We start from the raw sequence: 12,540 nt of genomic DNA, 5'->3' as shown, positions 1-12,540 counted from the left end.
GTCACGGTTTCTCCGATAGAGTGTCGAGAAGTTGGTTGGGCGCTACGTCCGTATTGCGTCGGCTCGATTCGAGGAGCGCGACGCAACAGGCCATGGTATCAAGTCCCCAGCGCCCGTCATGGATCGGGCGGCGAATGCCTAGGCAACCGCCGACAAACTCGTCGATGACTTCCTTGCGCGGCAGGGCAGGGGGCTCGATCGGCTGGAAATCGCGTTCGGTGTCCCCATAAATTGAGAGCCCCTTGGGCGACAGTTTCAGGTCCGCGCGGTCGCAGCTGACGATGATGAAACCGAAATGCTCATGATGCGGCGCTGGCGTGTCGGCAGCGACAGCCGGGACGCCGTATGTGCGCTTCAGTTTGGCTTCGATTTCATCCTGCGATGATAGCGTCGCAAGCCTCTTACGCGCCTCGCCGTAGCGATCCGGGTCCTTGTCATAGCCAAGCTCCGCTATCCACCCCACCAGTTCGTCGCTGTCATAATGCGCATATCCGCTATAGGTCAGCGACGCTGCAGCACCGGCTTCAAATGTCACCAGCGCCGTATAGGCGCCTTCGCTCGGGCGGCTGCTATCCCAGTTGGCGGCGACGGCGCGAACAGATGAAACGGGCTGCCCGACAAGGCGGCGCACGACATCGATCTGGTGCGCCGCTTGGCTGTAGACGACGCCGCCGCCACGGGCGCTATCCAGTTCTTCCGGACGCCTGGGCCGGAACATGAAATCGGTGAAGTTGAGCGCCGTGACCATCCGCACGGCACCGAACCTGCCTGAGGCAACCAATTGCGCGGCAGCCTGTACGGGTGCATCGAAGCCGTGGCTGGGTCCGACCACGAGCACCTTGCCGGCATCGGCGGCGGCGCGCTCTATACGCGCGCAATCTGCAAGCGTTGTCGCCATCGGCTTTTCGACCAGCACATGCTTTCCAGCCCGCAGAGCGGCGATGGCCTGCTCGGCATGCAACTCATGCGGGGTGGCTATATAAACCGCATCGATAACCGGCGAATACAAGAGCGCGTCGAGCGTATCGAACGCCGGCGCGCCGAATTCGTCCGCGAAGCGTTCCCGAGCTTCGCGGCGCAGGTCGAAAGCCCCGGCAAGCGCTACGCGAGAATCGGCCTTCAGCGCGGGCAGAGTGAGCATGAAACCCCGGCCGAGCCCAATGATTCCTAGTCGCAACGCATTTGCCATTCTTTGCCTGCCGCTCCCTTCAACCCGAAAATCAGGCTTGAAAAAGCCATTACTACGATATAGAAGTAATTTCAAGGGCGCATCCTGAGGGTGATTCGTCTTCGTGCCAAGCCAAAATGAGGAGGGTAGCTAATGACTCCGGAACAAAATGATCTGCTTTGCCGTGTGGAGGGCGAGGCCCCAATGGGGAAGCTGATGCGGCAGCACTGGTTGCCCGCCTGCATGATCGAGGACGTCGCCGAGCCAGACGGCACGCCGTTGCGTGTTCGCTTGCTGGGTGAGAACATGGTCGTGTTCCGCAATACGGAGGGGCGCATCGGTGCGCTCGACGAGCTGTGCCCGCACCGGCGCGCTTCCCTTGCCTTCGGTCGCAACGAGGAATGCGGCCTGCGTTGCCTTTATCATGGCTGGAAATTCGATGTGGACGGCAATGCCGTCGACATGTCTTCCGAGCCGGTCGATGCAAAGCTACGCGGCACGATGAAGACCAAGGCATATCCGGTGGTAGAATCTGCTGGTTTCGTCTGGGTGTGGATGGGTGACCCGGAAAATGTCATCCCTTTCAGCCCGCCGAACTGGTCGGCCGCGCCGGCTGAGAAGATCAGCATCGTGAAAATGCATGGCGGCTGCAACTGGGCGCAGGTTCTCGAAGGGTCGATCGATTCGGCGCACAGTTCGAGCCTGCATTCATCGAACATGCCGACGGCCACCGAAGTAAGCGGCTCGACGGCTACGGACACCGCGTGGCTTCGCCCGTCGGCCGACAAGGCGCCCAAGATTGAAGTGCAGAAAACGCCGTTCGGCTTTCGTTATGCTGCTATCCGCAAGCCGATCATCGATGCGGACAAGCAGGACTATGTACGCATGACTCTGTTCCAGGCTCCGTTCACGGTGCACATCCCGTCCAACGACCAATATCATCTGTCACAGATGCTGGTTCCGATCGACGATGTGAACACCATGTTCTATTGGATCGCCTGGCATCCGACGAAGGGCATCAGTCAGGATGCCTGGCGCAAGTTCTGCGGGGCGGAGATTGGCAAGGACGTCGAGCCCGTTACCTTCAAAAAGCGGCGCAACGCCGAAAACAACTATCTGCAGGACCGGGCCCTGATGAAAGCCGGCGACTTTACCGGCATCTACGGCATTCCCTGTCAGGACATGGCGATGTGGGAATCGATGGGGCCGATCGCCGACCGCAGCGAGGATCTGCTCGGCTCGAGCGACAAGGCGATCTTCACCTTCCGCACCCAGATGTATCGCGCCGCCCAGGCTGTTCAGAAAGGCGAGCCGGCACTGGGTGCTGTAGAACCGCGCGTGCCACTGGCGAAGCTCATGTCGTTCGAGGGCATGGTCCCCAAGGGCGATGACTGGCGGCTGATCAACGTCTCCGAGGAGGAGAGGCGCTTGACCGGCGTCTTCGCCGACAAGGAAGAAGTTGAAGATCTGGCGGACGCGGTTTCCTGATGCGTGAGTCGGATTTGATCGCGGGCCTGGATCAGCAACAACTCGACAACTTCGTCGATTATGTTCTGAGTGAGGATCTGGGGAGCGGAGACGTCACGAGCCGTGTGTCAGTCCCCGCCAGCGCGCGCTTTTCCGCCGTTCTGGCTGCCCGGCAACCGATAGTGGTTGCCGGGCTCCAGCTGGCAGCCGCGTTTTTCGGTAAGCTCGACCCCGAGGTCGCTATCGAATTCCTGGTGCAGGATGGGGACAATGTTGCCGCTGGGCAGCCCCTCATGCGAATTGCGGGAAGCGCGCAGCTCATGCTCGCGGCCGAGAGGTCCGCTCTCAATACGCTCCAGCACCTGACCGGCATCGCGACGGTGACGCGATCTTATGCCGAAGCGATCGCCGGTACGGATTGCGTCCTTCTCGATACGCGCAAGACAATTCCCGGTCTTCGGGCGATCGAGAAATATGCCGCCAAGGTGGGCGGGGCGCGGAATCATCGCATGCGTCTGGATGACGGTATCCTGATCAAGGACAACCACATCGCCGCCGCTGGCAGCATTGTCGAAGCGGTCAAGGCTGCGAAAGCCGCCAATACCGGGCTGGAAGTCCAGGTCGAGGTTGACGGGATCGAACAAATCGAGCCTGCGCTGATGGCGGGGGCGGATCGTCTGCTTTGCGACAACATGTCTCCTGCCAAGCTCAAAGAGGCCGTCGCCCTTGTCGGCGGCCGCGTCCCCATCGAAGCGTCAGGCGGCGTGCGGCTCGATACGATTAGGGAAATCGCGTCGACTGGCGTCGATTTTGTATCAGTCGGGCGCATCACCCAAAGTGCTCCCGCGGCCGATATCGGATTGGACTACGCGCTTTCCCCATGAGCCTTGCGCGCCAAGGCGGCGTGGAGGTTTTTCAGTCGATAGCAGACTGCCAAAAAGCATATTTGGAAATTAGAGGACTAATGGAGATTACCGTTACAACGCGCACTGGCGAGCGCGTGACCGTCACACCGAATGGCGCAACCACGTTACTGGAAGCGATCCGCGACGCAGGCATCGACGAGTTGCTTGCATTGTGCGGAGGGTGTTGCTCCTGCGCAACCTGCCATATCCAGGTCGATGAAGCGTTTCTCGATCGCTTGCCACCCATGAGTACGGATGAGGACGATCTTCTGGACTCGTCCGAGCACCGTTGCTCAAGATCTCGGTTATCCTGTCAGTTGACTATCTCTGATGCTCTGGACGGACTTTGCATCACGATTGCGCCGGAAGATTGAGGGCACTTGAGTTCGCAAAGAGAGCTCAATCAGGCTCTTGCCGTTAACCGACGGCGTGACAAGCAAAGCACGGCTTATGTAATCCTGTAAGGAAGCTATCTATCCCATGAGCGAGCGGTACGATGTTCTTATTGTTGGGGCCGGGCATGGGGGAGCTCAAGCCGCGCTCGCGCTGCGCCAGCATAAATATGCGGGAAGTGTGGCACTGCTGGGAGATGAGCCAGATCCGCCATATGAACGCCCGCCGCTCTCCAAGGAATATTTCTCAGGCGAAAAGAGCTTCGAAAGAATTCTCATTCGACCTCAGGCAATCTGGGCCGAGCGCGATATCGAGTTGCAGCTCCTGCGACGGGTTGTGGCCGTCGATCCGGCGGAGCAAAATGTTGTGCTCTCCGACGGAAGCCGCATTGGCTATGGCAAGCTGATCTGGGCAACTGGCGGTGCGCCTCGTCGCTTGAGCTGTTCGGGAAGCGATCTCATGGGTGTCCACAACGTCCGCACTCGTGCTGACGCTGACCGCATGCTGGCCGAGACGCCGAAAGTGCAGAATGTCGTGGTGATCGGTGGCGGGTATATCGGCCTCGAGGCGGCTGCGGTACTCGCCAAGCTCGGCAAGCAAGTGACGGTGCTGGAAGCGATGGATCGTGTGCTGGCAAGGGTCGCTGGTGAACCGCTTTCTCGTTTTTATGAGGCTGAACATCGGGCGCATGGCGTTGAGATCCATTTGAACGCCAAAATGGATTGCCTGATTGGACATGATGGATGGGTAACGGGTGTCCGGATGTCTGACGGCTCGGTCTTACCCGCAGACATGGTTGTCGTCGGCATCGGGATCGTTCCGGCCGTAGAGCCATTGATCGCGGCGGGTGCGGCAAGCGGGAACGGGGTAGAAGTCGATGAATTCTGTCAGACTTCGTTGCCGAACATTTACGCGATCGGCGATTGCGCGATCCATGCCAACCCCTTTGCTGGCGGTCAGCGGATCCGGTTGGAGTCAGTTCAGAACGCCAATGACCAGGCCATAACGGCCGCCAGGCATATTGCTGGTGACGCCGCGCCGTACCACGCCGTTCCCTGGTTCTGGTCGAACCAATATGATCTCAAGCTCCAGACTATCGGGCTTAGCTTGGGATACGATGAAGTCGTCGTGCGGGGCCAGAGCGCAGCGCGCAGCTTCACGCTCGTATATCTTAGCAAGGGTAAGGTGCTGGCCCTTGACTGCGTCAACTCTGTGAAGGACTATGTTCAGGGTAAGGCACTCGTTATCACGCAGGCCACTCCTGATAAATCTGTACTTGCAAACCCTGAGATTCCTATCAAGTCACTTTTGGTGAGTTGATAGAACTGTTGTTATAATAACAATTCTGATAAATTTCTGAGTATATACAAAATTAACTGAAACTTTCTCTTTACACATGTGAAGGTTTTTCTTGTATTTTCTAGAATCAGTTTGGCAGTACATAGACATAGTTGATATGTATTTTTGATTTCGGGTGGCCGGAATTGCATGTTTTGCGACGAAAAGGCAGGTCGTGCCTGCCCGTACTGATTTGCCGCTTACGATGGATAGCATCATGCACGCCTCCGTCCTTATCATCCTGCATGAGGGTCATAAGATGCTCCAGGTCCACGCAAGCGAGGCGGCTTCCTGGAAGGCACTCCTGGGTTTTGTAGAGCAGCAATGGCAGGCCCGCTTCGGTTCGCTTTTGCCACCTCTGGACGAAACGAAGCGGATTGAGGCGTTTTTCAAGGATGAGGGGGATTACCTGATCGGCAAGGTGGACGTATCGGAAATCCGGCAACAAATCGAAGACCAAGACAGCAACGTTCCCGATGCCGGGGAGCAGGTCCGTATTTGAGTGCCTCATATTGGGCGACAGCATCGGGCTGGGGACCGCACGCGCCATCAACGCGAAATATGCCCCCCAGTGCGATGTGCTAGCGGCCGAGCGTGTGCATGCACATCAGATACTTGGATGGCGTTTCCCAACGAAGAAGTACGGCGCATGCGTCTTTTCGGTCGGATCCAACGACGATGCAAGGTCTGATCTCGCCGCCAGGCTGACGAGTATCCGTATCCGGACCATCTGCCATCGGGTCATTTGGCTTCTTCCTTACAGTCGTCAACATGCCTACATTGTGAACTCGGTCGCTGCGACCTATGCTGATGAGACGATCGATCTGCTGCGCTTTCCGACGCGGGATCGGATACACCCGACGCGCTACGACCTCGTAGCGCGGGTACTACTGCGGTCGGACCCGGACTGACGCGCACGCATCTTCTGCATCGCGTTGCAACGCCGACCTTTGGCATCTGTGCATCTCAGATGAGGCAAGTTCCAATTTTGCGGTACCTGATACTCCGATTAGCCTTTGTGCACGATTATCGGCTATACAGGTTGCTGAGATGCGATATCTGACGGCGATCGAACTGGCGAACTGGATGGCGCTTTATGTCGCTGCCGGTTCGTGCTGCGTGATCGCCATGGCGCTCTCCTGCGCGACGACAATGGTGGAAGTGGTTCGCGAGCGCGGCTGGTCCAGCGTCAATTCCCTTCGGTCCGCCATCCTGTTTGTCCCGAAAATATGGTGGCGCTGGCAAAAGCTGTACCTGACTTCCATGCCTGTGACGCTCGGCATCGTCATTCTCTTCGCCACATCGATGCGCTGGAGCTAGGCGCCCGCCGCGCGACGGACGATAGCGCCGATGCGGCCCGTTTCCACATCCGCCGGTGATACACACACGAGTGGACCAATTTGCGCCATGCGCGGATGAGTGACAGCTTTTGCGGCTAGATACGTCTCATCAGTTGATCCCATGGCTTCCACGATGATCGACCTGATCTCGCCGGTTTCGCGAGAGCGCAGTTCCAGGATGAAGTCAGGCCGGCAGGCGCCGATCGGCGTAAGTGTGTCGAAAACCGGTTTCTCAATGGTGAGGTCGATTCCGATGCGATCGAACGTCCATTGGAGTTTGATCAATTCGCGGAGCACTGCGCGTTCAAATTCGGAATCTACCGGAACGAAGCGTTTCCCTGAGAAAATAGGCTGGGCGTAGGCACGGAGCGGCGCATACCCATGGGCTTCAGGATATTCCCCAGCAACGACGATCGTCAGGTAAGGCCCCTTGATCTGGTTTCCACGGATCGACGGCGATTGGACGCGATTGGCGAGGACAACCGGATCGCTTCCCGGCACATATATGGTGGAGCCGCGGACATCCTGAGCAAATAGGGCCAGGAACGCCTGCGGAGCATGGCCGCGGGGCCAGCCTCGGGCAAGTTCACGCAGACGCGCGTACATGCGTCGGCTGTGTAGCGCCTGAGCATGCGTCCAGAACGCGCGACCCAGTTCAATGCCTGGCGCGATTTCGACTTTTCCGGCCGCAACGGAGAGCACGCGGAATTCGGTTTTGATGGAACGCTCGGCCGTATCGAACGATGGAGGCAGGCAACGATTCAAGCCGGAAAGAGCAAGAAGCCGCCAAAGCAACCGCGCCAGGCGCGGGATCGATGCCTGACGGGTACGATCATCGGTGCTGTCCTCCTCGGGACGTTGGGCAAGCTTCTCGGGCGCGGGGCGCAGAACCTCGAAATAGCCGGCGGGCGGTTCCGCAGGGCTTTCCTGTGTCCACACTTCGGTGATGCGGTTTGTTGCCTGTTCGCGGAAAAACGGGCAATCGGGTTGATGCTCGGGCCGATCAGTGCTCGTAAGACGCCGCAGGTAGTAGGTTTCAGCTTCCGAGAGGAAGGCGGGAGTCAGGATGGGCGGCGGTTCACCTGGCGGCAAGCAGTCACAGGCGATCCACTTTTCGCCGATGCGCGCTTGCTGGACGAGCATGATCCCCGCTTCTTCATCGGCCCGGGCACCTTGGCCGATGTACCAGCGAACCAGGGCATTCCGAACGGCCTCTGGAAGAGGAATTCGGCCCTTTCCGCAGCCATTGCTGTATCGCGCGATCAGCCACATTTCGCTCTCGCAAGAGCTGTGCGGCCGGCCGTCAGAGTGTCTCGGGGCGGATTGACAAGATGGACTCGGCTGGCGTCCATTTTCCTCGGTTCAAGAATGGGGAGGTCGTCATGCGTGCTTTTTTCTTGGGTGTCGCCACCGTCGGCCTGATCTGTTCCGTCGAAGCGCCCGCCGTCTCGAGGCCTGAACACGCGGTCCGAAGCGTCCAGCTCATCGCGATGGGCGCCCCGGTGAAGCAAGACGTCGCGGCGCCGGCTGCGCCAGTTCGGGATCTGCCAGATGCGACACTGTTGCCGCCGGTTGGGGACTTTCGGGTGCATGACCTCAGTCGGCAATGGGTGGAATTCCAGATGGCGAACAATTTCATGGACACAAATCCCCGGTCGGCGCCTGCCGATGCCGAAGATCCGTTCGCCCATGTGGGCGTCGCGCAGTTGGGCGCGATGGCGGTCGAAGCACAGCTCCCGCCTGCATCCAGCGTGCCTGTCCCGCTCTGGATGCGAGGCGGCGCCATGTTCGCGTCGGCGGCTTATCATTATGTGCCTGGCTGCTCTTCGCCGGGTTACCGGCCGACCGGATTTCTGACGTCCGATGCCGAGATGCGCCGGGCTAGTTACTACGACATGATGAGCAACATCGCATGCCAATATGGCATTCCGGTTGGCCTGTTCGATGCCATGATCATCCGGGAAAGCCGGTATCGGCCCGACGCTTTCTCGCGCAAGAACGCATTCGGGCTCACACAGTTGATGCCCGACACGGCAGTTGCACTGGGCGTCAACCGTTACAGCATCAATGAGAACCTGCGCGGGGGCGCGAAATATCTGCGCCAGCAGCTCGACCGTTTCGGCCACTATCATCTCGCGCTCGCCGCCTACAATGCAGGACCGGGGCGGATTCGGAATGGCCTGGTCCCGCAGATCCCTGAAACGCAAGCCTATGTGGACAATGTTCTGCTCAACTGGTCGCGATTGAGCGGGATCGGGCGCCAGGCGACAATCATTTCGACGACAGCCGGCCCTAACACGCAGCTGCGCCCAACAATCGGAAGGAAGGCGTCCGTCTCGACATTCTAGCCGCATGGTTTGCTGATCCATGTCCACGAACAGTTCGGCTAGAGGTCGAAATCGTCGCCATGGGTGAGGCGATTTCTGCGCTCATGAATAGCTTGGACCTCCTCGGTCACCTTCTTGATCAATGCGTTTTGGAGCGACGGGCTCCAGGCCAGCCTGATCTCGGTTCCATCGAAGCCACCCAATTCCTCGAGCACATCAATCATTCGCTCAGGCGCGCGCACGCATATGTCGCAGAGCATGAAGACAGCCGTCGAATAACATTTCTGATAATATTCATCGAGACCTTTGAAGGTTTTCAGGCACACATATGCGTGCACTAGATTCATGCCGAGCGCGTGCAATATTGTTTCAAATTCAGGAAGCGTCATGGTGACGCGTTTTTCGGGCTTGCTGTGCAGCAAAACGCCCAGCCTCGATTTGCTGATACCGGTCAGGTGGGCGAGTTTGCGTTGAGTTGCTTTCTTGCAAGCCATCGCCCGCAGGATCAGAGGCACATAGTCCCTCTGCAGCTCGTCGCCTTGGGCGAGCTCCACAACTTACGCCCCTAACTTGGCAAGAGATGTCATATCGATCCCCCAATGCCGTTCGGATGGGGAAGACAATCATAGCAGAAAAGCCAATGCAAGCGTGGTTTCGACCAGATTTGTCCGAACCGAAAGGCTAACGCATTGGTGACCGCGCTTGTTAGTGCCGGGACCCCTTGAATGGGCCGGTCTCGCGAGGTTGATCGAACTCGTCCAACTGGAGCTTGGAAATCACGCGAGCTGCCCGCTGCTCGACTATATAGTTGAATAAAAGGGCAGAAAGAGCGTCCCCAACAGAAATGTTGGTTTCGAGTCTTGTTTCGAGCAATTCTTTTATTCTCTCAAGATTTTTGGCACTCGTCTCCGTAATCTCTAAATGGATCTGAATGCTTCCGCCTGTAGGGACAGCCACCAGATGGCGCTTTAGGTTCTCCGCATCCTCATCATCTATCTTTTCTATTCCTGGAACGCGGCTGTTCACGAGATTTTCGAGCGTCTGATAGCACTTAGTACTATTAGAATGAAGGCGAAGGCTCTCAGTCGTGAGATGAAAGAAGCGTTCGGAGATATCCAGTGTAAAGTCTCGTGAGTCAGCGCCCATAGTGCCCACGTCCTGAACTGCCCTCATCCATTAGAGCCCGATCGATGGTCGGTTGCCTTGCCGGGATTATGAACAGGCAATGGTTAATATCTGACGAGTCTTGCGCCGCGAATCTACCGCGAATGAAGCCTGTCCGCAATTGCAGGGCATAACGCCCCGTCAACCCGGCCAATTTGCCCCATATGACGGGGCAGGATGCCCTGATCACCGGGACACGGTGCCCCATTTTCATCACCGACATCGAACATGATCGAAAATTTTCCCGATTCGGGAGGGGGCTGATCCCATACGTCGTTGCGGTGCGGCGATGTGATTGGCCAGCTTTGTTTGGGCGCGGTTCCGTCGCGTCTCCAATCGAAGGAAATCCACATGCAGTCTGTCCTCCAAAAGAGCGGACACGCGGAGCTGGCGATCCTCGCCCTCGCCGTACTCCTGTTCGCTTTTCTCTTCTTCGCCGGTCCCGCCTTCGCCGGCGCCGACACGACGTTCAACACCGCGCTCACTAAGTTCACCGACTTCCTCGAGGGATCCGGCGGCAAGATCATCACGGTGCTCAGCCTCGCCGGCGGCGTGGTCGCCCTCGCTTCGGGTCGCTTCTCGATGGGGCAGATCGCGATCCCGGTCGGCGTCGGCGTCGGTGCCGGAACCGGCGTGCCGATCGTCACGTCCACCGTGACCGCGACGATCTGAACCGATCCCAGGCCTGTGCGGAGTAGCAGCTCCGCCCAGGTCCAGGAGGGGGTGGTGCAATGGCCGCAGACAAGTACGTCATTCCAACTCATCTCGACGATCCCGAGCTGATCGGGCTGTGGACGCTGGATGAGTTCCTGGCGATGGTTATCCCATTCGTCTGGGGGATCCTGTCTCAGCACATCCTTATCGGCATGCTTCTTTCGGGGGCGGGCTGGTGGGGTCTCAGAAAAGCTAAGGCAGGCCGGGCGACGTCCTGGCTGCTTCACCTGGCCTATTGGCATCTTCCGGCCGGCTTCACCGGCCTGAGAGCCACGCCACCCTCATATCTTCGACTGATGGCGGGGTGATATGGAACTTTCCTACAGCCATACGAACAGCCAGCGGATCCTGCGCCAGCGCAACATTCTGGCCGTCGCCGCGGTGGCGCTCGCCGTGATCACCCTGCTGCTCTGCACGGTCAGCCTGTCGCGCGACCGCGAGGTGGTGCTGCAACCAGTGCTGCGTTCTCCGCTGACGGTCAGCTCTGCCGGCGTCAGCCGCGAATATCTGGAGATGATCACGCGCGACACGGTCGTGCTGACGCTCGATCGCAGCCCGCAGAACCTCGAATACTGGATGAATGCGGTGCTCGACATTGCGAGCCCGCGCACGCAGGGCAAGATCAAGGCCGACCTGCTCAAGATCGTCAGCGAGCAGCGCGGCTCCTCGATCTCGCAGTTCTTCACCATCCAGAAGATGGAGATCGACACCAGGAACCTCCGCTCGGAGGTGACCGGCGAACTGCACACGATCGTCGGCAACAAGGTCATCTCCAGCGAGAACCGCACCTTCCGCTACGACTGGGAATATTCCGGCCTGTCGCTGAAGCTGGTGGGCTTCGGGATGGTGAAGACCGGCTCCGCGAAAGACCAACAGGGGAGCTCATCATGATGCCGGTCTATGCTATCGGGAGTGCCGCGCTCGGCACTGCCTTCCTCTCGCGCGTGACTTGCCACGCGAGCCGCTTCATCGGCGCAAGCCTCGTCGCCCTGGCGGTCTTCCTCATCGCCGAGCCGGCCTTCGCCGATCAGACGATCATGGCGAGCGACAGCGCGCAGGTTGATTGCACCGCGTCGGCCAAGGATCTGACCCGCATCAGCCTCGTCGAGGACGAGTTCGCGAGCGTGTCGAAGATCTCGACCGGCAATCCGCAGGACGACTTCTCGGTCGTCAACGAGCCGGTCCGCGGTGACATCTACCTGTCTGTGCCAGACGGGTTTGGCCGACCCGCGCTTTCCTTCTTCGCGACCAGCAAGCGCGGCTACGTCTACAAGTTCGTGTGCCGGATCAGCGGGGACCAGGCCGCCCAGGTCTTTGTTTCGAACCCTGCGATCGCCAACGAAAAGGCGGCCGAGAATGGTCCCGCCAATCAGCTGGGACCCCAGGATGCCGCCGTCGAGCTTGTCCAGGCCATGTATTCGAATGCCGTCGCCGATGGCTACGAGATGCGCCAGCGCACCCTGCGCCCCGTCTATGTTGGCACTCTCAAGGTCCAGATGATCGCCGAATATCGGGGTTCCGAGCTGACCGGCCGGGTGCTTCGGATCGAGAACAAGGGTGACCAGAGCGTCGAGCTTACCACAAGCATGGTCGCTCCTTCGAGCGCGCTCGCCGTCTCGATCGCCGACACCAAGCTCGCACCGGGCAAGGTCACCACGGCCTACCTCGTCTCGCAAAATGGTCCGAGCCCCTTGGCTGGCCAAAATACTCCTACGGGAAGGTGA

General features: G+C 59.0%; 16 protein-coding genes. 12 read left to right on the top strand and 4 right to left on the bottom strand.

Annotation, left to right across the window (positions count from 1 at the left end; translation table 11 throughout):
• Position 1: 1 nt before the first annotated feature.
• On the bottom strand, positions 2-1,264 hold the full coding sequence (locus tag ACNHGR_RS01395; protein WP_230461514.1) for a Gfo/Idh/MocA family protein: 1,263 nt from the start codon (positions 1,262-1,264) through the stop codon (positions 2-4).
• A gap of 57 nt (positions 1,265-1,321) precedes the next feature.
• Between ACNHGR_RS01395 and ACNHGR_RS01390 the strand changes: the two genes are divergently transcribed.
• The 7 genes from ACNHGR_RS01390 to ACNHGR_RS01360 all read left to right on the top strand — a co-directional run bounded on the left by ACNHGR_RS01390 (position 1,322) and on the right by ACNHGR_RS01360 (position 6,591).
• Complete coding sequence (locus ACNHGR_RS01390) at positions 1,322-2,656, top strand: Rieske 2Fe-2S domain-containing protein (RefSeq protein WP_017184793.1); 1,335 nt, start codon at positions 1,322-1,324, stop codon at positions 2,654-2,656.
• Positions 2,656-3,519, top strand: a complete 864-nt coding sequence (gene nadC, locus ACNHGR_RS01385; RefSeq protein ID WP_017184792.1) for a carboxylating nicotinate-nucleotide diphosphorylase — start codon at positions 2,656-2,658, stop codon at positions 3,517-3,519. Before ACNHGR_RS01390 ends, nadC begins: the two co-directional genes overlap by 1 nt.
• An 80-nt stretch (positions 3,520-3,599) precedes the next feature.
• Complete coding sequence (locus ACNHGR_RS01380; protein ID WP_037478039.1) at positions 3,600-3,914, top strand: 2Fe-2S iron-sulfur cluster-binding protein; 315 nt, start codon at positions 3,600-3,602, stop codon at positions 3,912-3,914.
• A 106-nt stretch (positions 3,915-4,020) separates the two neighbouring features.
• The gene (locus tag ACNHGR_RS01375) at positions 4,021-5,253 is read left to right on the top strand and encodes an NAD(P)/FAD-dependent oxidoreductase (RefSeq protein WP_017184790.1); all 1,233 of its coding nucleotides are present in this window, start codon (positions 4,021-4,023) and stop codon (positions 5,251-5,253) included.
• Between the two features lie 235 nt (positions 5,254-5,488).
• Positions 5,489-5,773: a hypothetical protein gene (locus ACNHGR_RS01370; RefSeq protein WP_230461513.1), complete on the top strand. Its 285-nt coding sequence runs from the start codon at positions 5,489-5,491 to the stop codon at positions 5,771-5,773.
• A gap of 10 nt (positions 5,774-5,783) precedes the next feature.
• Positions 5,784-6,182 carry an SGNH/GDSL hydrolase family protein gene (locus tag ACNHGR_RS01365; protein WP_225900034.1) on the top strand — a complete coding sequence of 133 codons (399 nt, stop codon included), beginning with the start codon at positions 5,784-5,786 and terminating at the stop codon, positions 6,180-6,182.
• Positions 6,183-6,321: 139 nt separating this feature from the next.
• Positions 6,322-6,591, top strand: coding sequence for a hypothetical protein (locus ACNHGR_RS01360; RefSeq protein ID WP_017184787.1), 270 nt, complete (start codon positions 6,322-6,324; stop codon positions 6,589-6,591).
• Here the strand turns inward: ACNHGR_RS01360 and ACNHGR_RS01355 are convergent.
• Positions 6,588-7,883: a hypothetical protein gene (locus ACNHGR_RS01355; protein WP_017184786.1), complete on the bottom strand. Its 1,296-nt coding sequence runs from the start codon at positions 7,881-7,883 to the stop codon at positions 6,588-6,590. The genes ACNHGR_RS01360 and ACNHGR_RS01355 overlap by 4 nt on opposite strands.
• A gap of 59 nt (positions 7,884-7,942) precedes the next feature.
• On the opposite strand from ACNHGR_RS01355, the gene ACNHGR_RS01350 reads away from it, so the two are divergent.
• Complete coding sequence (locus ACNHGR_RS01350; RefSeq protein WP_017184785.1) at positions 7,943-8,959, top strand: lytic transglycosylase domain-containing protein; 1,017 nt, start codon at positions 7,943-7,945, stop codon at positions 8,957-8,959.
• Positions 8,960-8,997: 38 nt separating this feature from the next.
• Here the strand turns inward: ACNHGR_RS01350 and ACNHGR_RS01345 are convergent, their stop codons facing one another.
• Both ACNHGR_RS01345 and ACNHGR_RS01340 read right to left on the bottom strand, forming a co-directional pair.
• Complete coding sequence (locus ACNHGR_RS01345; protein WP_017184784.1) at positions 8,998-9,492, bottom strand: hypothetical protein; 495 nt, start codon at positions 9,490-9,492, stop codon at positions 8,998-9,000.
• 151 nt (positions 9,493-9,643) lie between these two features.
• Positions 9,644-10,084 (bottom strand): hypothetical protein, encoded by a 441-nt coding sequence (locus tag ACNHGR_RS01340; RefSeq protein WP_242496067.1) that lies wholly within the window; start codon positions 10,082-10,084, stop codon positions 9,644-9,646.
• Positions 10,085-10,453: 369 nt separating this feature from the next.
• Here ACNHGR_RS01340 and ACNHGR_RS01335 point away from each other — a divergent pair, with 369 nt between their 5' ends.
• Genes ACNHGR_RS01335 through ACNHGR_RS01320 form a run of 4 tightly spaced genes read left to right on the top strand, consistent with a single transcriptional unit; the run spans position 10,454 to position 12,540 of the window.
• On the top strand, positions 10,454-10,774 hold the full coding sequence (locus ACNHGR_RS01335) for a TrbC/VirB2 family protein (protein ID WP_017184782.1): 321 nt from the start codon (positions 10,454-10,456) through the stop codon (positions 10,772-10,774).
• Positions 10,775-10,833: 59 nt separating this feature from the next.
• Positions 10,834-11,124: a type IV conjugative transfer system protein TraL gene (gene traL, locus ACNHGR_RS01330; protein WP_017184781.1), complete on the top strand. Its 291-nt coding sequence runs from the start codon at positions 10,834-10,836 to the stop codon at positions 11,122-11,124.
• A 1-nt stretch (position 11,125) separates the two neighbouring features.
• Entirely contained in the window at positions 11,126-11,707 is a 582-nt protein-coding gene (locus tag ACNHGR_RS01325) for a type IV conjugative transfer system protein TraE (protein ID WP_017184780.1), read from the top strand.
• Positions 11,704-12,540: a type-F conjugative transfer system secretin TraK gene (locus ACNHGR_RS01320; RefSeq protein ID WP_017184779.1), complete on the top strand. Its 837-nt coding sequence runs from the start codon at positions 11,704-11,706 to the stop codon at positions 12,538-12,540. Before ACNHGR_RS01325 ends, ACNHGR_RS01320 begins: the two co-directional genes overlap by 4 nt.

It is taken from the genome of Sphingobium sp. RS1 (genome assembly GCF_056156825.1).
This window is presented reverse-complemented; position numbering and strand designations above follow the sequence as displayed.